Source organism: Oribacterium sp. (genome assembly GCF_057249185.1).
Genome location: NZ_DBHIGR010000001.1, coordinates 1 through 20,827, shown reverse-complemented (window position 1 = coordinate 20,827; position 20,827 = coordinate 1). Strand labels below are relative to the sequence as shown.

Below are 20,827 nucleotides of genomic sequence, written 5' to 3'. Positions count from 1 at the left end.
TTTTTCCTACCTCTGAATCTTTCCTAAGTCTGGGGCTTCTTCCTATAGCCTAAGGCCTCTTCCAGAGCCAGCTTTTCCTCCGCTCCAAGCTCCACGGAAGTGCTGCCTTCCTCCACCTCTTTGATATAGAGGAAGCCTCCTTCTTTGGCATGGACAGAGTTAAAGATAAAGCCGCTGTTGTCATAATTCAAAATCGCTAGGGCAAAGGAGAGATTTCCTCCCATGCCGCCATAGGCATTATAGCGGACTATACCCCATTTTTGGAAGGAACGTCTGATATTCTTATGTAAAATCTTAAGCATTTCCCGCTGTTCTTCTTCCAGGTCTTCCAGCTTTTCCACATGCCTCTGCAGCTCGATAAAATAATCCTCCAGAGTTTCCGCATCCTTCCCCCGCATGAAATAATCATACTGGCGATAAAGCTTTTTATACTTGGCCTCCGCCTTCAGAGCGAAAAAGAGAGAAATGAGCGAAATCAATGTGGAAACCAGTACGAAGACCAATTTACCATGTTGTAGCAATACTTCCATTTATTCTTCTCCCCTTCCCTCTAAAATCCGGGTGATCCTATCCAAGTCCTCCTTGGAGTAATATTCGATTTCCACCTTACCCTTATCCTCGTTCTTGGCGGTAATTTTCACCTTTGTTCCCAAATGCTCTTTCATCTTCTCTTCCAAGCCGTGAACAATGGTTTTCCACTGAGAGCTTAGTTTCTTGGGCTTGTCCTGCTTTTCCGTCGGAGCTTTTTCTTCCTTGGCCCGTCTTTCCATTTCCCGGACACTCCATTTTTTCTCTACACATTCCTTGGCAAGAGAAAGTCTTTTCTCTGTATTTTCCACTGAAAGCAGGGCTCTGGCATGTCCCTCGGACAAAAGGTTTTGACGGAGATATTCTAAAATCTCTTCCTCAAGCTTTAAAAGTCGAAGACTGTTGGCAATGGTGGAACGCTTCTTTGCCACCCTTTCCGCCAGCTCCTCCTGACTCAAATGATATTCCGTCAGCAGGCTTTGGTAAGCCATGGCTTCCTCCACCGCATTTAAGTCTTCTCTTTGGATATTCTCAATGATAGCGACTTCCTTACTGAGCTTTTCATCATAGTCCCGAATCAAGACGGGTATTTCCGTAAGACCGGCCATCTTTGCCGCCCGAAATCTTCTTTCTCCGGCAATAATTTCATAGAGAGGGCCTTCCTTTTTTACCAGTAAGGGTTGTAAAACACCAAATTGCTTAATGCTCTGAGAAAGTTCCTCCAACTCTTCTTGGGAAAATTGTTTTCTGGGCTGCTTTGGATTGGCCTGAATCAAAGAAAGCTTCACCATTGCCTGCTCCTCTTTCTTCTCCCTTCCATCCTTCTTTCCGGCAAAAAGGGTATCCACCCCTCTTCCCAAACCATGCTTTGCCATGTCCTTCTCTTCCTTTCTCTAAACTTTTAGTAAGCTTTGTCCTTCTCCAGAATCTCCGCTGCAAGTTTTTAATATGCTATATCCTTCTCCAGAATCTCCGCTGCAAGTTTTCTGTAGGCCTCCGCCCCTGTAGAGCTGTTGTCGTATAGGGAGATGGGAAGACCGTGGCTGGGAGCCTCTGCCAGACGAACATTTCTGGGAATAATCGTCTTGAAGATAGGATCTGAAAAATGCTCCTGCACCGCTTTTACCACCTCCTGAGACAGAAGATTTCTGCTGTCATACATGGTAAATAAAATTCCCTCGATTGTTAAATCCGGATTCAAGGCGTCCTTTACCATGGAAATGGTATCCGTCATTTGGCTAAGTCCTTCCAATGCATAGTATTCGCACTGAATGGGAATCAGGACGGAGTGAGAAGCCGTTAAAGCATTTACCGTAAGGGTACCAAGGCTGGGAGGACAATCAATAAAGATATAATCATAGTCCTTTTGAATATTCTCCAGAGCTTCCTCTAATAAGAAGTTTTTATTTTCCTCCTCTGCAAGCTCTGCATCCATGGCGGAAAGATTCCTGTCTGCGGCAATAAAATCCAGATTTTCCAAAGCCTCCCGAACAATGCCCTTTTCTATGGGAAATTCTCCGCTAAGGATTCGATAAATACTGATTTCTTCCTCCCGAATGCCAATACCGCTTCCCGCATTTCCCTGGGGATCAAAGTCCAAAAGCAAAACTCTCTGTTTTGCCTCCGCTAAGGAAGCCGCCAAATTGACAGCGGTGGTGGTTTTTCCCACACCCCCCTTTTGGTTTGCAATTGTAATAATCTTCGCCATAAGACCCCTTAGCCTTTCTTTTCTGCCTTAATTTATTCCTTAACAAGCTATTTGTATAGGATATTCATATAAGATTTCATATAAGATTTCGTATAGGATATTTATATCCTTGCCTGCTATGAATTGTATTCCATTTCCGCTTTTGTTTCACGTGAAACATTTTAGCCCAGCTCTATATTGCTGTCAATTTATCTTCCTGCTACTTTTTTCTATCTATTTCATTTCTCTTTTAGTAGCTATTCCATTGCTATCCTTCTTCCAAAAACAAAAAATTCTAGCTTCTTTTCTTCCGCTTTTCTGGAAGCTGGGCATAAACCACTGCAACGGTCATGATGATGCAGCCGAAGATTTCCCGAATTCCCAAAGACTCTCCCAAAAACAGCCAACCCCAAATCGCCGCATAAATGGCGGTGGTGGACATGAGAAGGGAAGCAAGAGTATCCTCCAACCTTTTTTGAGCATAGCTTTGCATGGTAAAAGCCACTGCCCCGGACATAATTCCGGCATAAGCAATGGGAAGGAAGGCTGCCTTCAAACTCATAAAGGAGAATTTTTCAAAGAAGAGAAAGCCCAGTAATCCCACCAGAGAGCCTGCTAAAAACTGTATGGACATATACCAGCTGATATTGACCTTCTTCACATAGTGTCCCACCTGCATAATCTGAATGGCATAGAGCACCGAGCAAAGAATAATATAAGCATCTCCCCTACCAATGGTGAATTTTGTTCCTGCCTTAATTGCGATAAAATAAACCCCGACCAAAGCCAGAATTGCACAAAACCAGATTTTCTTTTCCGGCTTTTTTCCGATGATTAAACCGAAAATCGGAATCAGGATAATATACAATACCGTTAAAAAGGCTGCCTTTCCCACGGTGGTTTCTTTGACGCCAAATTGCTGAATCACACTGGCCAAACCCAGTACAATGCCGGTAATGGCTCCTCCCTTAATTCCTGCTCTTTTTTCCTCTGAAGAACAAGGCTTTAAAAAAGCAAAGGGGAGTAAACATAAACCGGATAAAAGGTGACGATGAAACACAAAGGCAAAAGGACCAATCTGATCCATAGCGGTACTTTGGGCAATAAAGGCCAAGCTCCAAATCACAGTCGTAATCAAAAGAGCAATGATTCCCTTATTTCTCTCCCGATAGGGATGCTCTTTTTCTATCAAAAGCTTTTCCTGTTCTTTTGGGAAAATGCTTTCACTCTCTATTTCTTTTAATTCTTCCATTCTTAAACACTGCCTAACTAAGAGGTGACTTAGCCGGAGTTCCCGCCTTTCTAGGATATTTTTTTCCGCAGGGCTCTATCTTCTGAATCAAAAGCATAGCCCTTCCCATATCGGTTTCCGGCAGGGTATAGATTTTCTTCTCCACACATTTTCCTCCTAAAAGGAAAATGGCTTTCTTTCCCTGCTCCAATTCTTCTTCCACTTCTCTGCCCTTTAAGGCCAGAAAATAGCCTCCCGGCTTCACAAAGGGAAGGTCATACTCACTGAGGGTGGCAAGATTTGCCACTGCCCTGGAAACTACCAAATCGTACTGTTCCCGCAAGCTCTTATCATGTCCCAGGTCCTCAGCCCGACCGTGATAAAATCTCACCCCTTCCAAACCAAGGCTTTCCACCAGCTCTTCCAAAAAACGAATCCGCTTTTGCAAAGAGTCACTCAAAGAAAGCTGAATACTTGGAAAGGCAATTTTTAGAACAAGTCCGGGAAATCCTGCTCCTGTTCCCACATCCATTACCGACTTTCCCTCTATCCATTCTGAAAATGTTTCACGTGAAACATTCATTTGACAAATCGCCAGGCAATCCACAAAGTGCTTAACAATTACCTCTTCTTCTTCTGTAATGGCGGTAAGATTCATCACCTTATTTTTTTCCACCAGAATCTGATAATATTGATAGAACTGTAAAAGCTGTTGTTCTGTTAAAGAAAGTCCTAAGCTCTCTGTTAAACGGGAAAGCTTCTCTCGAAAAAACTCGGTCATTTCTCTTCCTTTCTTCTTTCCTTTTCCTTCTCCAGATAAATCAAAAGCACCGATAAATCCGCAGGGCTGACACCGCTGATACGAGAGGCCATGCCCATGTTTTCCGGACGAATCAAATCCAGCTTCTGTCTGGCTTCCAGACGGAGATTATGGATGTCGTGGTAGCAAATATCTTTTGGCAGCTTTTTCCGCTCCATTTTCTTAAAGGCTTCTACCTGTTGAATCTGTCTTTTGATATAGCCCTCATATTTGATTTCGATTTCCACTTCCTCCTGTATAAAGGGAGAAAGGGAAGGTCTTTCCGGATCCAAGGGAGCAATATTTTGATAATTACACTCCGGTCTCTTACAAAGTTCTCTCAGAGAAATGCCGGACTGGATAGGAGAAGAGGAAATGCTTTCCAAAATTCTGTTGTTTTCCGCATTCGCCCCGATATAGGTAGTTTCCATACGGCGAAGCTCTTTTTGGATGGCCTCCTGCTTTTCCCTGGTAGCCTTGATTTCCTCCTCTGAAACCATCCCCAGAGCATAGCCCTTTTCCCGAAGACGAAGGTCCGCATTGTCCTGTCGAAGCAGAAGACGATACTCCGCCCTGCTGGTCATCATTCTGTAGGGCTCTTTATTCTCCTTTGTCACCAGGTCATCAATCAAAACTCCGATATAGGCCTCGGAACGATCTAAAACAAAGGGTTCTTTTCCTTCAATTTTTTGTACCGCATTTATTCCCGCCATAAAGCCCTGTACCGCCGCCTCCTCATATCCGGAGGAACCGTTCATTTGTCCTGCAAAATACAGGCCGGAAATTTTCTTTGTTTCCAAGGTGTTTTCCAGTTCCAAGGAATTTAGGCAGTCGTATTCGATGGCATAGCCGGTTCTCACCATTTCCGCCTTTTCAAAGCCTGCCATGGTACGAAGAATTCTCATCTGCACATCTTCAGGAAGAGAAGAGGAAAGACCGGAAAGATACATTTCGTTAGTATATCTTCCCTCCGGCTCCACAAAAATCTGATGCCGATTTTTCTCCGGGAACTTCATGACCTTATCTTCGATGGAAGGACAGTATCTGGGGCCGGTTCCCTGAATCACCCCGTTATACATGGGGGAACGGTCAATATTTTCCCGAATAATCTCATGACCTTCTTCACAGGTATAGGTCAGATAGCAATCCTCTTGGGGAATCTGCACCGTAGCCGGATCAGTGGAAAAGGAGAAGGGCACCACAGGCACATCTCCCTTCTGTACCTCCATCTTGCTAAAATCCAGAGATCTTCTATCCACTCTGGCAGGAGTTCCGGTTTTAAAACGCTGTAGCCTGAAGCCCAAATCCAAAAGAGCCTGACTCAGTTTTGTGGCTCTACGAAGACCGTTTGGCCCGGTTTCCTCGGACACCTCTCCGTAAATGCAGCGGGCGTTCAAGTACACACCGGTGCAAATCAGCACTGCCTTGGCATAGTATCTGGCCCCGGTACTGCTCACAACCCCGCGAATTTCCGTCTTTTCCTCATTGCACAGTAAAGAGACAATTTCTCCCTGCCGAATATGAAGATTCTCCTGATTTTCCACAATATGCCGCATATTCTGGGTATAGACCTGCTTATCCGCCTGGGCTCTCAGGGAATGTACCGCAGGCCCCTTGGATTGATTTAACATCCTGGACTGGATAAAGGACTGGTCACAGACCTTTCCCATCATTCCCCCCAAGGCATCCAATTCTCTAACCAGATGTCCCTTGGAGCTTCCGCCGATATTGGGGTTACAGGCCATCATGGAAATGCTGTCCGGGCTCAGAGTAAAAAGAAGAGTTTTATGCCCCCGCCTAGCGGAAACCAGGGCCGCTTCCACTCCTGCATGCCCTGCTCCCACCACTACAATATCCACCTGTTCTTCTAAAAATGCCATATTCCCTCTTTACTATTTTCCCATGCAAAACTTTGCAAAAATCTCATTAATCAAATCCTCGGAAACATCCTCTCCCAGAATTCTTCCTAAGGCACTGTATGCCCCCATTAAATCTATGCTCAAGAAATCCTCGGACATTCCCAGACGGATTCCCTCCAAAACCAATTCCAAAGCAGACTTTGCCTCTTCCAATGCTGCAATCTGCCGTTCACTATGAATATAAGTTTCCGTGGAAAAGGAAAGACTTCCGGTATAGAAAAGCTCTTCCAGCTTTTGGCCAAGCTCCTCAATGCCCCTTCCCTCCTTTGCGGAAATGGGAAGCACAGGAAAACCGGTAGACTTTTCCAAGTCCTCTTTTTGTAAAAGGCTTTCCTTATCCATTTTATTAAGAAGCACAACGACCTTTTTTCCCTCTAAAAGGGATAAAATCTTTCGGTCCTCCTCCTCTAAGGGAAGGCTTCCGTCCAAAACCAGAAGAACGCAGTCCGCCTTTTCAATCCCTTCCTTTGCCCGATTCACACCGATTTCTTCCACAATATCCTCTGTTTCCCGGATTCCTGCGGTATCCATCAAATGAAGGGAAAGGGAGCCGATACGAATATCCTCCTCCACCGTATCTCTGGTGGTTCCCGGAATATTACTTACAATAGCCTTATCCGCCTTAACCAGACAATTTAAAAGAGAAGACTTTCCCGCATTGGGCTTTCCCACAATAACGGTTTGAATTCCCTCCTTTAAGAGTTTTCCTTCCCTTTGGTGCTTCAAAAGCTCTGAAATCTCGGAAAGAATCCCTTCCACATGGGCTTGACACTGCTCGGAAAAGCCCTCCAAAGAAATATGCTCCGGATCATCCAAAGCCGCTTCAATAAATGCGGTATCCTCCAGAATTCTGCTCCGCATTCCCTTGATTTTTTCCTTTAAGGAACCCTGCAAAAGGGAAAGGGAAGAGCGGATGCTGTCCTCGCTTTTTGCAGCAATTAAATCTGCCACTGCCTCCGCCTGAGAAAGGTCGATACGCCCGTTTAAAAAGGCTCGTTTACTGAACTCTCCCGGCTCCGCCGGTCTAGCTCCTGCCTTAAGAGTGGCCTGAAAAACCTTTTGCATCAAAAGGATTCCACCGTGACAGTTGATTTCCACCGTATCTTCTCCGGTAAAGGATTTGGGTGCTAAAAAAGTGGAAACCAAAACCTCATCAATTTCCTTTTCCCCGTCAAAAACAAAGCCATAGCGAATCCGGTGGCTTTCTCTGATATCTAAGGGTTTTCCCCCCTTAGTTCTTAAAATTTTTCCGGCAATTTCCACAGCCTGATTTCCGCTAATCCGGATAATGCCGATTCCGCTTTCTACTAATGCGGTGGCAATTCCGCTAATGGTATTTTCCAAATCCTCACCTCCTCAGCAATTCTGTATTTTACTAAGATTTGCCCTACAATGCAATGAAAAGCCCAGGATGGAAATTATAAATAAGGCTAAATAGCTTGTATACAAATAAGCAATAGAGGCCTGAAATCAGGGTAGAATCAACTCTCCCTATTTCAGACCTCTACTGCTTAAATATCACACACTTCTTTAACTTACGTTTTATGACTTCTTTTGATGACTTCTTTTAACGAATTCTTCTTACTGAATATGTTCCTCTTACCGAATGAATTTTCTTACTATTTATTCTACTTATTTCTTCCATGGGGTGCAAGAAAATCTTATTCTTCACTCTTCTCTTCTCTCTTTTCTTCTTTCCTGTCCTCTCTTCTCATCCTGTTTCCCTTGTGGCGGAAATCCTTTTGGAACTTTCCTCCATTTTTACAGAAAATTACCACATGGCGGAAGGGATCCTCTCCCTCGGATTTTGTGGAAACCTGACTGTCACTTTGCAGTGCGGCATGGATAATTCTTCTCTCATAAGGATTCATTGGCTCCAAATGAACAGATTTCCGATTCTTCTTTACCTTGTAGGCAATGTTTTTAGCCAGACTTCTTAAGGTCTGCTCTCTTCTCTTACGGTAATCCTCCGTATCCAGCTTTACCCGAAGATACTCGTCTCCATGGTTTTTATTTACCACTAAGGAGCAAAGATACTGTAAGGAATCCAGGGTTTGTCCTCTTTTTCCGATAAGGATGCCCATATCCGGTCCTATAAGGTTTATGTAAAGCTCATTGTTGCTGTTTCTAAATTCTGTCTGAAGCTCCACTTCCATTTCCATACCCTGAAATACAGAGTTTAAGAAATCTAAAGCAGCCTTAGTTACCGCTGCAATCTCCTCTTCGGAAAGGGGCGTAAGTTCTCTCTTCTCAGAACTTCTTCCTTCAAAGGACTTTTCCTCTCTCTTTACGGGAGCGGAAGACATAGGCGCAGGGATAGGATCGTAGCCTCCTCTGCTAAAGCCCTTAAAGCCTTCCTTCTTCTCAAACTTCTTCTCTCTTTTTTCCTGAGAAGAATTATGGGAAAATGTTTTATTTTCCTCGTAAGCTTTTTCTTCTTTTTTCTCGGAAGACTGCATTTTTACATCTACAGAAGAGCTTTCCCTCTTTCCTTCCGCTTCCTTCTTTTCAAATGCCGCTTTCTCTACTGCCACCGGCTTTTCCGCTGCAGCTTTGTCTTTTGCGATTTCCGCTTCATCCTTTTCCCAGGCTTCAATAATCCAGGGCTTTGCCCCGATACCAAATAAGCCGTTGCTTCCCTGTACGATTACATTGTAGGAAATTCTGTCTGATGTACAACCTAAAGAGATGGTTGCCTTCGTAATCGCTTCTTCTACCGTCTTTGCAGAAACTCTAAACTTGTCCATAGCTTTTCTCCCTAAGCTTTTTACTTTTTCTCTTTTTTCTCATGCTTTTCATTGTAAAGCTGTACCATGTTTGCCTTGCTGGCTAATGATCCCTCTTTCGCATTTTGATTGTAATAGTCTGTAGATTCTTTTGTCTTCAGATTTTGCTTTGCAATCTTTTCCATACGATTCTTTTCTTCAGAATCTTCCTTGGCCTGCATAAGCTTTAATCTGTTTTCCACGGTCTTTTCATCAATGGGAGGTAAGCCTTTTTTTGCTCTTTTTTCATTGGCCTTAGCCATAGCATCCTGTAAAAGCTCTTCATTGCTCTTCTTTCCGAAGTACCAGTTTAAAATTAACTGCTGTAAGAGCATAAATACGGAAGAAGCAATCCAGTATAAACCGATTCCGGAAGCGAAGCTGAAGCAGAACCACACAGACATCAAAGGCATCATAACGTTCATGCTCTTCATCATCTGCTGGGACTGATCTCCCTCCTCTGTTGCCACAGGCATACTCTGCTTCTGCATCAGCAGGGTAGAAGCCCATTGGCTTAAGCCTGCCAAAATAGGAATTAACCAGTAAATATTGGGGGTAAATCCATAGGCAGAGGGGGCAGTGGAAAGGTTTAAGCCTAAAAAGCTGTTAATCTCTGTAGACTTTGCTGCAGCCTGCTGAATTACCTGGGTAGCAGAGGGGAAAATTTCCGGAAGCTTGCCCCACTGCGCAGGATTTAACTTATACAAAAAGTCAATTACAAAGTTATGAACTGCATCTGCATTATACTTACTGGGGTCATCCAGACCTAAGTTGTGTAAGGTCTTTAAAATAGATTCCATGCCATTAGCTTTTCCGAAGTCCAGAAGACTTTGTGCCGCAGAAGAGCCTCCGATAGCAGTGGAAACGCTTTCATAAACTGCCTTTACGGAAGGAACATAAGCAGGAATGTTCATAATAATACGATACAGGGCAAAAATAATCGGCATTTGTAAAAACAAAGGCAGGCACCCCGCAGTCATAGAAGTGCCGTACTTTTCATAAATGGCTTTCATCTCCGTTTGCTGCGCCATCATGGAAGCGTTATCCGTCTTATTCTTATACTTTTCCTGTACAGCACGAATTTCCGGTTGCATAATCTGCATCATTCTGGAGGATTTTTGCTGTTTTAAAGAAGTCGGGAACAGCAAAATACGAGTTACCAAAGTAAAAAGAATGATGGCTAATCCAATGTTTGGAATACCGATTCCGTCTAAGAAAAGGTAAATCCAGTTCATAATCCAACCTAAAGCACTTACGATCAAGTTCCAGATAGGCCCGAATAAGGGTAGATTGGATGTGTTTTTGGTTAAAATAATCAGATTTTGAATCAAGTTTTTCTCCCTTCATCTCTAGGGAACAGGATCATATCCGCCTTTAGCAAAGGGATTACAACGCAGTAATCTCCATATTGCCAACAATAGTCCTTTCACACACCCGTGCTTTTGTATGGCCTCATAGGCGTATTGAGAACATGTGGGTGTGTATTTACAATGAGAATGTCCCTTCATAGGAGATAAAAATTTTTGATAAAAACGAATCATCTTTAACATCAGTTTTTTCATCAAAGCTCTCCTTCGGAATAAGCTGCTTCGTAATTTCTATCAACTTATTTCCTGATAAAACGTATTTTCTATCCGAGTTTCTTCCTATTATAATAGGGATTTCTTTTCCCTTTGAAAAAATCAGAATTTCAGAACTTCTCTCCATTACTAAGTATATGATGCCTGCTACATAAATCGAGATAAGCAATCTCCAATTCCGAATAGCTTGCATAAGCTACCTTCTGTCTTACGACTAAAACGATGTCTAACCCCTCTTTTATTTCTTTGTGTAATCGAAATATCTCTCGAAGCTTTCTACTGATTCCATGACGAACTACAGAATTCCCCACCTTCTTGGAACAGGATATTCCCAGCCGGGAATAGTCTAAACCGTTTTCCACGATCAACATCACAAAATAAGCATTGGCATAGGATTTTCCTTTTTTATAACAATGCTGAAACTCTTCATTTGACTTCATGGAAGGAAAACGCTTCATAAAATATCTCCAAGGTTGAAGAAAGACCGCTTTCCAGCGGCCTCATTTCTGTATTCTACAGGGTATTTTTTATTACCCGTAAAGCTTTTCAAGAAAGCTTCCTTTATGTTTCTGCATTATGCAGATAATCTTGCTCTACCTTTAGCTCTTCTAGCAGACAAAACCTTTCTACCGTTGGCTGTGGACATTCTCTTTCTAAATCCATGCACTTTTGCTCTCTGTCTTGTCTTTGGCTGATAAGTCATTTTTCCCTTATGCATACGGACACCTCCCTTTTTTTAGTGTATGGCCTGAAGCCACCGATCGTTTCTCCGGGAATTATTCGTCCTTATACGAAAGGTCCCGAATAAACTCCTAATTTTGGGTAAACATCGCAGATTATTATATAGAAAGGGCTATAAATCGTCAATACCCTTTGAAAAAAACTTATTTTTCGAAAGGAATGTGTATATCTTATCCTCTTTATCTCCTAAATAAAGCCGGAAAATCCTGTAAAAACAGGGTTTATCCACAAAATTATGCACTTATCCACAGATTCTATCCACAAAAACATCTGTTCACCTTATCCACAAACTGTTTATAAACTGTGGATAAGTGTATAATTTTTCTTTTTTCCTATGGTAAAAGGCTTCTTTTAGCTTTCTTCTGTGGACAGCTTTTATTTTTATACTCCATTTATACTCTTTTTCGCTATTTTTTTATTCTTTACTCCAATAATTCTTCTGTCTTTTTTCTATATTTTCTGAAAAGAATTATTCTTCTTTCCTTAGGGATGTGAACTTGCGAAAGAGGCTCTCTTGCTGTAAAATAAAAAGAACTGTCTTTTCAGAAAAAAGCTACTTTTTTTTTGGAAAAATAGCGAGAAACCCCTTGTCGTTGATTTTAAGGAGTCTGGGAATGGCAAAAGACTTTAACCTCATAAAAGAAAAATGGGAAGAAATCCTCCTACATACCAGAGAAATAAATGAAATGCCGGATGTAACCTATGATCTCTGGATTGCTCCCTTAGAGTTATACGATTCTATCGGGGATCAACTGATTATACTGGTAAAGATGAAACAATTTCTCAGTATGATTCGGAAGCGCTATACCGATACTCTGAAGATTTCTATCTTAGAAATTACCGGCATCTACACCGAGATTCTCTTCACCGACGAGGACGGTTTAAAAGAACTCTATCCCAAGAAAAACCAGGAAGAACAGCCTGGACTGGAGGAGGCCTTAAAAAATGCCAACCTAAACTCCCGCTATACCTTCGACAGCTTTGTAGTAGGTTCCTCCAACGCCTTAGCCCATGCTGCCTGTGTGGCAGCAGCGGAAATGCCCGGAGAACAGTATAACCCTCTCTATATTTACGGAGGAGCAGGCCTGGGGAAAACCCACCTGATGCAGTCTGTGGCCCATTACATATTACAACAAAACAAAAATGCCAAGATTCGCTATGTTACCTCCGAAACCTTTATTAACGAATTTGTCGACAGTATCCGTAATAAAAATAACATTTCCCCGGCAGAATTCAGAAGAAAGTATAGAGAACTGGATGTTCTGCTCATAGACGATATTCAGTTCTTAATCGGAAAGGAAGGAACCCAGGAAGAATTCTTCCACACCTTCAATGCCCTCTATGATAATAGAAAACAGATTATCATCGCCTCCGATAAGCCGCCGAAGAAGATTGACAATATTGAAGAACGACTCCTCTCCCGCTTTGAAGTGGGACTCACAGTGGATATCCAGCTTCCGGATGTGGAAACCAGGATGGCGATTCTTCGGAAAAAGGAAGAGCTGGAAGGCTATAACATTGACAACGAAGTTATCAAATATATTGCAGACAACATTAAATCCAATGTCCGGGAACTGGAGGGAGCCTTAACCAAGGTGGTGGCAAAGTCCCGCCTGATTAAGCAGCCCGTTACCCTAAGTCTTGCAGAGGAACTTTTAAAGGACAATATTACTCCGGCGGAGAAAAAGGAGCTTACCCCGAAATGGATTATCGAGGTGGTGGCGGAGCATCACGGTCTGAGTCTTTCCGACCTTAGCTCCAAACGAAAGAATAAGGAAATCGTGATTCCAAGACAAATTGCCATGTACCTTTGCCGGGAAATGACCAGTATTCCCTTAAATACTGTAGGGGAACTTTTGGGAGGAAGAGACCATTCCACCATCATTCACGGTTGCGACAAGATATCCAAGGAATTGTCCACAAATGAACAATTGCAATCCACAATAGAGGTTTTACGGAAAAAAATCTCTCCCTAATCCCCATTTATTCCTTCCCCTTTCCACAGAAAAAAAGAAGGAATAAAGTATTGAAAAATCAAAGTATTTTAGGGATTATACATTTCCACATCCCCTAATAACACTACTAAAGAAAAAGAAAGAACAAAAACAAAATATCACGGGGCTCACGAGCGATACTTGTTAAGAATAAAATTTAGCGGCTTTTCATAAAGCTCCTATAGAATAAAAAGAAAGGACTCCTATGAAATTATCTTTTCAAAAAAATGATTTGCTTTCCACCCTGCAAGTGGTAGGGAAGGCTGTTGCTTCCAAAACCACTCTAAGCATTATGGAGTGCATCCTGGTGGACGCCACTGAGGGGCAGATTCGTTTAACAGGAAACAAAAATGATTTTGGAATAGAAAGCATTTGTCCGGGAGACATATTGGAGCCGGGAAAGATTGCCTTGGAGGCAAGACTTTTCCAAGAGATTATCAAGCGCTTGCCCCAGACAGAGGGAAAAAATATTCTTCTCAGTACAGAGGAAAACGGAAATTGTACCATTCAGTGTGAAAAGTCCGTCTTTAAAATCATGGGCAGAAATCCTGAGGAATTTACCTCCCTTCCTTCCGTAGAGAAACAGGAAATTGTAGAGATTTCTCAACTGAGTTTAAGAAACATGATTAATCAGACTATTTTTTCCACCGCTTCAGGGGAGAATAATAAGAAGATGACAGGAGAATATTTCGAAATTATCGACAATCAATTCTCCATTACCGCCCTGGACGGACATAGAATTGCCATTCGAAAGACCGAGCTTTCCGAGTCCTATGACAACTGCTCCGCCATTGTTCCCAAGGAAGTTCTGTCTGAGCTCTCCAAAATTATCAGCGGAGGGCTGGAGGATAAGGTGGAGATTTGCTTTTCCAAGCAGTATCTGCAATTTTCCTTTGAAGACACCATCGTGGTAACTCAGCTGGTGGAGGGAGAATATTTCCATGTTCGCCAGATGTTGTCTACTGATTACGAAACCAAGATCCGCTTAAATCGTAAGCAATTTTTGGAAAATATAGACAGAGCCAGAATCTTGGCCAGAGACAATGATAAGCAGCCTTTGATTTTAAAAATTGAAGACCAGAGCCTATCTTTGAAAATTGTTTCCGACATCGGAAGGATGGATGCGGAAATGCCGGTACAGCAGGAAGGAAAGGATCTACTCATCGGCTTTAATCCTACTTACCTGATGGATGCTCTTCAGAATATTGAAGAGGAAGAGGTGGATTTGTACTTTACTATTTCCCGCTCTCCCGTCTTTATTCGGGATCAGGAGGAAAGCTACAACTACATGATTTTACCGGTTAACTTTAATGCGGAAGCCGTAGGATGATTATTGAATCCATAGAATTACAAAATTATAGAAATATAGAAAAATTGAAGCTTCCTCTGGGAGAGAAGAACAATATCCTTTACGGAGACAATGCCCAGGGGAAGACCAATCTTTTGGAGGCCATTTTCTTTGGCAGCACCGGAAAGTCCTTTCGCTTTTGTAAGGACAAAGAATTGATTCATTTCGGGGCGGAGGAAGCCCATTTAAAAATGATCCTGAAGAAAAAGGGAATTTCCCACCGGATAGACATTCACCTAAAGAAAAATAAAAGTAAGGGAGTGGCTATAGACGGATTTCCGGTGAAGAAAAGCTCCGAGCTTTTCGGTCTGGGAAATATTATTATTTTTTCTCCGGAGGATCTGTCCTTGATTAAAAACGGGCCAAAGGAAAGAAGAAGATTTATTGATTTGGAGCTTTGTCAGCTGGATAAGATATATCTCTACCACTTATCCATGTATAATAAAGTGTTGCAGCAAAGGAATAAGCTTTTAAAGGAATTGTATTTTCGGCCAAAACTGGAGGAAACTCTTTTTGCCTGGGATGAGGAACTGGTAAAGCATGGGAAGATGGTGATTTCCCTCCGCAGAGATTTTGTGGAAAATTTACGGAAAAAGGTGGAAAATATCCATGGGGAAATCAGCGGAAAGCGGGAAGAGCTTCTTCTAAGCTACGAGGAAAATGTTAGCGAGGAAAATTTCTCCTTGCAGTTGGAAAAAAACAGGGAGGCGGAGAAAAAGCAACAGACTACCCTCTCCGGTCCCCACCGAGATGACCTGTCCTTTCAGATTAACGGTCAGGATATCCGGCATTTTGGTTCTCAGGGACAGCAAAGAACCGCCGCCTTGTCCCTAAAATTAGCGGAAATTGATTTGGTGAGAGAAAGAATTCAGGATAACCCCATCTTATTGTTGGATGATGTGTTTTCAGAGCTGGATCAAAAAAGACAGAATTTTTTATTAGAGCAGTTAGGGAATTTACAAAGCCTGATTACATGTACAGGATTGGAAGAATTGGTAAAGCATCGATTCCCCATAGATCATGTGTTTTATGTGGAAAATGGACAGGTGCAGTGTCAGTAAAGAGGAGGAACTATGTCGATAGAGATGGAAGAATTTGGAGGAAATGAAGCAGAATTTCTTCATGGTTCTAAGGAATACGGTGCAGATCAGATTCAGATTTTGGAGGGACTGGAAGCGGTTCGGAAAAGACCGGGAATGTATATCGGAAGTACCTCCGTTCGCGGTTTGCATCATTTGGTTTATGAAATCGTGGATAACTCCGTAGACGAGGCTCTGGCCGGATTTTGTAATACCATTACCGTAAGAATTCATCAGGATAATTCCATTACCGTAAGGGATAATGGACGAGGAATTCCTGTAGATATACAGAAAAAGGCGGGAAAATCCGCTTTGGAAGTTGTTTTTACCGTTCTTCATGCAGGAGGAAAGTTCGGAGGAGCCGGATACAAGGTTTCCGGCGGTCTTCACGGTGTAGGAGCCAGCGTAGTAAATGCCCTTTCTGAGTGGCTGGATGTAAAGGTTTATAAAGAGGGCAAGATTTATACCATGTCCTTTGCCAAGGGAAAGGTAACAAAGCCTATCGAGTGTATCGGAACTTGCAGCGAAGAGGAGCAGGGAACCGAAGTACACTTCCTTCCGGATGCAAGCATTTTCGAAGAAAGCGTTTATGACTTTGAAACCTTGAAGATTCGTCTTCGGGAAACCGCCTTTTTAACCAAGAATCTGAAGATTCGTCTTGTGGATGAGCGGGAAGGGCAGGAGAAAGAAAAGGAGTTCCACTATGAGGGAGGAATTCAGGAGTTTGTCAGCTTCTTAAACAAGGGCAAGGAAGCTCTTTATCCGGATGTGATTTACTGCGAGGGTGAGAAAGAAAAGATTCTGGTGGAAGTGGCTATGCAGCATAACGACTCCTATACGGAAAATATCTATACCTTCGTAAACAACATCAATACCCCGGAGGGGGGAACCCACCTTACCGGTTTTAAAAATGCTTTAACCAAAACCTTTAATGACTATGCAAGACAGAATAAGCTTTTAAAGGATAGTGAAGCCAACCTTTCCGGAGAGGATATCCGTGAGGGATTAACCTGCATTATCTCCGTAAAGATTGAGAATCCCCAATTTGAGGGCCAGACCAAGCAGAAGCTGGGAACTTCAGAGGCTCAGGTGGCAGTGCAGGGTATTGTTTCCGAGCAGTTGACCTATTTTCTGGAGCAAAATCCTGCGGTTGCCAAGGTGATTTGTGAAAAGTCTATTTTGGCGCAAAGAGCAAGAGCCGCAGCCAGAAAGGCAAGAGACCTAACCAGAAGAAAGTCCGCCTTGGACGGTGTGGGACTTCCCGGTAAGCTTGCGGATTGCAGCAGCAAGGATCCGGAAAGATGTGAAATCTTTATTGTAGAGGGAGATTCCGCATTGGGACCTGCCAAGGAAGGAAGAAATCCGGAAACTCAGGCCGTACTGCCTCTTAGAGGTAAGGTATTAAATGTGCAGAAGGCCAGACTGGATAGAATCTATGCCAATGAAGAAATCAAGGGAATGATTACCGCCTTTGGAACAGGTATCCACGAAGATTTTGACTTAAGCAAATTACGTTACCACAAAATCATCATTATGACGGATGCGGATGTGGATGGCGCTCATATTTCCACCTTGATGCTGACCTTTATTTATAACTTTATGCCGGAGCTTATCCGAAAAGGACATGTTTATCTGGCTCAGCCGCCACTCTTTACCATTCAAAAGAATAAAAAGCATTACTATGCTTACTCCGATGAAGAATATCAGAGAATTTTAAAGGAAATCGGATCTGATGGAGCAGACGTATCCCGATTCAAGGGTCTTGGAGAGATGAATACGGAGGAGCTGCAGGAAACCACGCTGGATCCGGAAAGCAGAACTTTGCTTCGTGTAAATATGAGTGACGAGGATAAGGCGGAACTGGATATTACCTTTACTACCTTAATGGGAGATCAGGTAGAGCCCAGAAGAGAATTTATCGAGCAAAATGCCCGCTATGTTACAAATTTGGATATTTAAAGACTTTTCCAAAAAGAATTGCAAGTTAAAGGAGGCCAATTTTGGAGCCAAATATTTTTGATAAAGTGCAGGACGTGGACTTAAAAAAGACCATGGAAAATGCGTATATCGACTACGCCATGAGTGTCATTGTGTCCAGAGCGATTCCCGATGTTCGGGATGGTCTTAAGCCTGTACAAAGAAGAGTGCTTTATGCTTTGCAAAGTCTGGGCGTTACTCCGGATAAAAAAACCAAAAAATGCGCCACAATTGTTGGAGAAACCATGGGTAAATATCACCCCCACGGTGACTCATCCATTTATGGCTCTTTGGTTTATATGGGACAGCCCTGGTCTATGCGGCACGTCCTGATTGATAAGCAGGGAAACTTTGGTTCCGAGGACGGAGACAGCCCGGCGGCAATGCGTTATACCGAGGCTAAGATGTCCAGATTAGCCGGAGAAATGCTGGCAGGCATCAATAAGAACACCGTGGATTTCATGCCGAACTTCTCCAACGAATATGAGGAGCCGGTGGTTCTTCCTTCCCGTTTTCCCAATCTTTTGGTAAACGGTGCCACAGGTATTGCAGTAGGTATGTCCACCAATATCCCTCCCCATAACCTGAGAGAAGTGATTAAGGGTGTGGATTGCATTATTGACAATAAAATTGCGGGAAGAAAGACGGAAATAGAAGAACTTCTTCCCATTATTCAGGGACCGGATTTTCCTACAGGGGCGACGATTTTAGGAAAAAGAGGAATTGAAGAAGCTTACAGAACCGGAAGAGGAAAGATTAAGATGCGGGCGATTTGCGAGATTGAGCCCATGCACAACGGCAAAAATCGCATTTTGGTAAAGGAGCTTCCCTATCTTGTATACCGTTCCCGCGTCATTGAAAAGATTGCAGAGCTTGTAAAAGATAAAAGAATTGACGGTATCACCTATATCCACGATGCGGCAGGAAAGAATTCCAAAGCAAAGATTGCCATTGAGTGCAGAAAAGACGTGAATCCCCATGTAATTCTGAACCAGCTGTATAAGCACACCCAGTTACAGGAAACCTTCGGTGTGATTATGCTTTGTATCGTTCGAGGGGAGCCGAAGATTTTAAATCTTCTGGAAATTTTAGAAGAATTTTTGGCACATCAGATTCAGGTGGTCACCAGAAGAACGCAGTACGATTTACAAAAATGTGAGGACAGAGCCCATATCTTAGAAGGATTATTAAAGGCTCTTGACCATATTGATGAGATTGTTGCCATTATCCGTGCCGCAAAAAATGTAGAAGAGGCTAAGCAAAACTTGATTACCCGCTTTGCCTTCACCGAAGTGCAGGCCCAGGCTATCGTAGATATGCGTTTGCGTGCTCTCACCGGTTTGGAAAGAGAACGTCTGGAAAACGAGTACCAGGATTTACTGGCAAAGATTGCCTACTATAAGGAAATTCTGGGAGATGAGAGAAGGCTTCTTGCGGTAATTAAGGAAGAGTTGGATGTTATTGCAGATAAGTACGGAGAGGATAGAAAAACCTCCTTTAGCTATGATGATATCCTGGATGCGGAGGATTTAATTGCCGACGATGATGTGGTGATTACTTCCACCAGCCTTGGTTATATCAAGAGAATGTCTCCGGAAAATTTCCGTCAACAAAACCGTGGCGGAAAGGGTATTAAGGGAATGCAGACCATAGAGAAGGACTATATTGAAGACCTCTTTATGACCACAAACCATCATTACATTATGTTCTTTACCAATATGGGAAGAGTTTTCCGTATTAAGGGCTATGAGATTCCGGAAGCCAGCAGAACCGCAAGAGGTACGGCATTAGTAAATCTCCTTCCCTTGCAGGAGGGAGAAAAGGTCAATGCCAGCCTCTGCCTGAGAGATCCGAAGGATGAGCAGGACTTAATCCTCACCACTAAGTCCGGAATGGTGAAAAAGACGGCCCTTTCCGAATATGCCAATGTACGAAGAAACGGCTTAATTGCCATTAGTTTGAAGGAAGACGACCAGTTAATAGAAGCTAAGCTTCTATCCAAGGATGAAAATATTATTCTGGTGACCAAGAAGGGAATGGCTATTCAGTTCAATGAGAAGGATGTGCGTAGAACCGGACGTTCCTCCATGGGTGTAATCGGTATCCGACTGAATGATGGAGATGAAGTAATCGGTATGCAGGAATCATCCCAGGGAGAAAATATGCTGGTAGTTTCTGAAAAGGGTTACGGCAAGCTTACGGAGAAATCCGCCTTTAAGGCACAAAACCGTGGCGGAAAGGGTATGCGTTGCTACAAGATTACGGAGAAAACCGGAGATCTGGTAGGCTTTAAGCTTTGCGACCAGGATAGAGAAATTCTTCTGATTACCACAGAGGGTATTATGATTCGGATGAGTCTGGAAAATATCAGTATTATCGGAAGAAATGCCTCCGGGGTAAAACTTATGAATATCGATAAGGATGGAGATACCACCATTGCTTCCGTTGCCAAGGTAAGAGAAAGTGAAAACGATGGGGAAGAAGATTCAGAAGCGGATCCGGGAGAAGATGCAGATACAGAAATCGCAGAAATAAAGGGAGAGGATACCAAAGAGAATCAAGAAGAATAAAATAAAAAAACAGAATCAAGAAGAATAGAATAAAAAAAATAGAAGCAAAAAGAATAGAATTAAAAAGAGCGAAATGAAGAAAATAAGGAATAAAAAAACTGATTCCTAAAGATTATTCATTAGCTAAAAAAATCCATTCCGGAAAAAAATCACCGGAGTGGATTTTTTAAAATACGTCCGGTAGGGCTAAAAAAATTATAAATTTTTCTTGACAGTAAATGGGGAATTTGCTACTCTAATTAGGCACCTAAGAACCAAATGTTCGGTACGAAAGAAGAAATTCAAAAGTATAGGTGAATCCCTTTTGGCAGGGATAAACGAGGAGTAATACTCAAGAGGCCGAAGAGGCGCCCCTGCTAAGGGTGTAGGTCGGGCAACCGGCGCGAGGGTTCAAATCCCTCTTACTCCGTTTTCCGAATATTTTTTCGGAAAGTGCTTGACAAAGTTAATCACTTTGTTATAATAGCATGGCTGTCTCGAAAGAGAACAGTAAAGTCTGAAGAGAAAATAAAAAAATTAAGAGGAAACGATTAAAGTTTTATTGACTCGACAGAAAAACTGAACCTTGAAAATCAAAGATCGAATAATACACAGACCCTGAAGATTCTT

At 42.7% G+C, this 20,827-nt stretch carries 17 protein-coding genes and 1 tRNA gene; 6 read left to right on the top strand and 12 right to left on the bottom strand.

All coding sequences use genetic code 11. The features are described from left to right. Window positions 1-23 precede the first annotated feature (23 nt). The 12 genes from ACO4PX_RS00090 to rpmH form a co-directional block, all read right to left on the bottom strand. Window positions 24-530, bottom strand: a complete 507-nt coding sequence (locus tag ACO4PX_RS00090; protein ID WP_304069555.1) for a DUF4446 family protein — start codon at window positions 528-530, stop codon at window positions 24-26. Beyond that, the gene (locus ACO4PX_RS00085; protein WP_448975021.1) at window positions 531-1,403 is read right to left on the bottom strand and encodes a ParB/RepB/Spo0J family partition protein; all 873 of its coding nucleotides are present in this window, start codon (window positions 1,401-1,403) and stop codon (window positions 531-533) included. Window positions 1,404-1,471: 68 nt separating this feature from the next. After that, window positions 1,472-2,236, bottom strand: coding sequence for a ParA family protein (locus ACO4PX_RS00080; RefSeq protein ID WP_485570802.1), 765 nt, complete (start codon window positions 2,234-2,236; stop codon window positions 1,472-1,474). Between the two features lie 274 nt (window positions 2,237-2,510). Continuing rightward, on the bottom strand, window positions 2,511-3,467 hold the full coding sequence (locus ACO4PX_RS00075) for a DMT family transporter (RefSeq protein ID WP_485570800.1): 957 nt from the start codon (window positions 3,465-3,467) through the stop codon (window positions 2,511-2,513). A 13-nt stretch (window positions 3,468-3,480) separates the two neighbouring features. Beyond that, window positions 3,481-4,227 carry a 16S rRNA (guanine(527)-N(7))-methyltransferase RsmG gene (gene rsmG / locus ACO4PX_RS00070; RefSeq protein WP_485570798.1) on the bottom strand — a complete coding sequence of 249 codons (747 nt, stop codon included), beginning with the start codon at window positions 4,225-4,227 and terminating at the stop codon, window positions 3,481-3,483. After that, the gene (mnmG, locus tag ACO4PX_RS00065; protein ID WP_485570796.1) at window positions 4,224-6,125 is read right to left on the bottom strand and encodes a tRNA uridine-5-carboxymethylaminomethyl(34) synthesis enzyme MnmG; all 1,902 of its coding nucleotides are present in this window, start codon (window positions 6,123-6,125) and stop codon (window positions 4,224-4,226) included. Before mnmG ends, rsmG begins: the two co-directional genes overlap by 4 nt. A 12-nt stretch (window positions 6,126-6,137) precedes the next feature. Then, window positions 6,138-7,508, bottom strand: a complete 1,371-nt coding sequence (gene mnmE / locus ACO4PX_RS00060; RefSeq protein ID WP_485570794.1) for a tRNA uridine-5-carboxymethylaminomethyl(34) synthesis GTPase MnmE — start codon at window positions 7,506-7,508, stop codon at window positions 6,138-6,140. Between the two features lie 317 nt (window positions 7,509-7,825). Then, window positions 7,826-8,911 (bottom strand): RNA-binding cell elongation regulator Jag/EloR, encoded by a 1,086-nt coding sequence (jag, locus tag ACO4PX_RS00055; protein ID WP_485570792.1) that lies wholly within the window; start codon window positions 8,909-8,911, stop codon window positions 7,826-7,828. Between the two features lie 20 nt (window positions 8,912-8,931). Continuing rightward, on the bottom strand, window positions 8,932-10,257 hold the full coding sequence (locus ACO4PX_RS00050) for a YidC/Oxa1 family membrane protein insertase (protein WP_485570830.1): 1,326 nt from the start codon (window positions 10,255-10,257) through the stop codon (window positions 8,932-8,934). A 21-nt stretch (window positions 10,258-10,278) separates the two neighbouring features. Further along, a complete protein-coding gene (gene yidD / locus ACO4PX_RS00045) occupies window positions 10,279-10,491 on the bottom strand; it encodes a membrane protein insertion efficiency factor YidD (RefSeq protein WP_040649643.1) in 213 nt (70 codons plus the stop codon). Between the two features lie 128 nt (window positions 10,492-10,619). Then, window positions 10,620-10,967, bottom strand: coding sequence for a ribonuclease P protein component (gene rnpA, locus ACO4PX_RS00040; RefSeq protein WP_485551475.1), 348 nt, complete (start codon window positions 10,965-10,967; stop codon window positions 10,620-10,622). Between the two features lie 116 nt (window positions 10,968-11,083). Beyond that, window positions 11,084-11,227, bottom strand: coding sequence for a 50S ribosomal protein L34 (rpmH, locus tag ACO4PX_RS00035; RefSeq protein WP_007158318.1), 144 nt, complete (start codon window positions 11,225-11,227; stop codon window positions 11,084-11,086). A gap of 637 nt (window positions 11,228-11,864) precedes the next feature. On the opposite strand from rpmH, the gene dnaA reads away from it, so the two are divergent. The 6 genes from dnaA to ACO4PX_RS00005 all read left to right on the top strand — a co-directional run bounded on the left by dnaA (window position 11,865) and on the right by ACO4PX_RS00005 (window position 20,627). Beyond that, window positions 11,865-13,226, top strand: coding sequence for a chromosomal replication initiator protein DnaA (dnaA, locus tag ACO4PX_RS00030; RefSeq protein ID WP_485570790.1), 1,362 nt, complete (start codon window positions 11,865-11,867; stop codon window positions 13,224-13,226). 223 nt (window positions 13,227-13,449) lie between these two features. After that, window positions 13,450-14,574, top strand: coding sequence for a DNA polymerase III subunit beta (gene dnaN / locus ACO4PX_RS00025; protein ID WP_315364829.1), 1,125 nt, complete (start codon window positions 13,450-13,452; stop codon window positions 14,572-14,574). Further along, window positions 14,571-15,653, top strand: a complete 1,083-nt coding sequence (gene recF, locus ACO4PX_RS00020) for a DNA replication/repair protein RecF (RefSeq protein ID WP_007158324.1) — start codon at window positions 14,571-14,573, stop codon at window positions 15,651-15,653. Before dnaN ends, recF begins: the two co-directional genes overlap by 4 nt. A 12-nt stretch (window positions 15,654-15,665) precedes the next feature. Beyond that, a complete protein-coding gene (gyrB, locus tag ACO4PX_RS00015; protein ID WP_485570788.1) occupies window positions 15,666-17,630 on the top strand; it encodes a DNA topoisomerase (ATP-hydrolyzing) subunit B in 1,965 nt (654 codons plus the stop codon). A 41-nt stretch (window positions 17,631-17,671) separates the two neighbouring features. After that, window positions 17,672-20,218 (top strand): DNA gyrase subunit A, encoded by a 2,547-nt coding sequence (gyrA, locus tag ACO4PX_RS00010; protein ID WP_485570787.1) that lies wholly within the window; start codon window positions 17,672-17,674, stop codon window positions 20,216-20,218. Window positions 20,219-20,539: 321 nt separating this feature from the next. Beyond that, window positions 20,540-20,627 (top strand) — tRNA-Ser (locus ACO4PX_RS00005). Window positions 20,628-20,827: the final 200 nt, after the last annotated feature.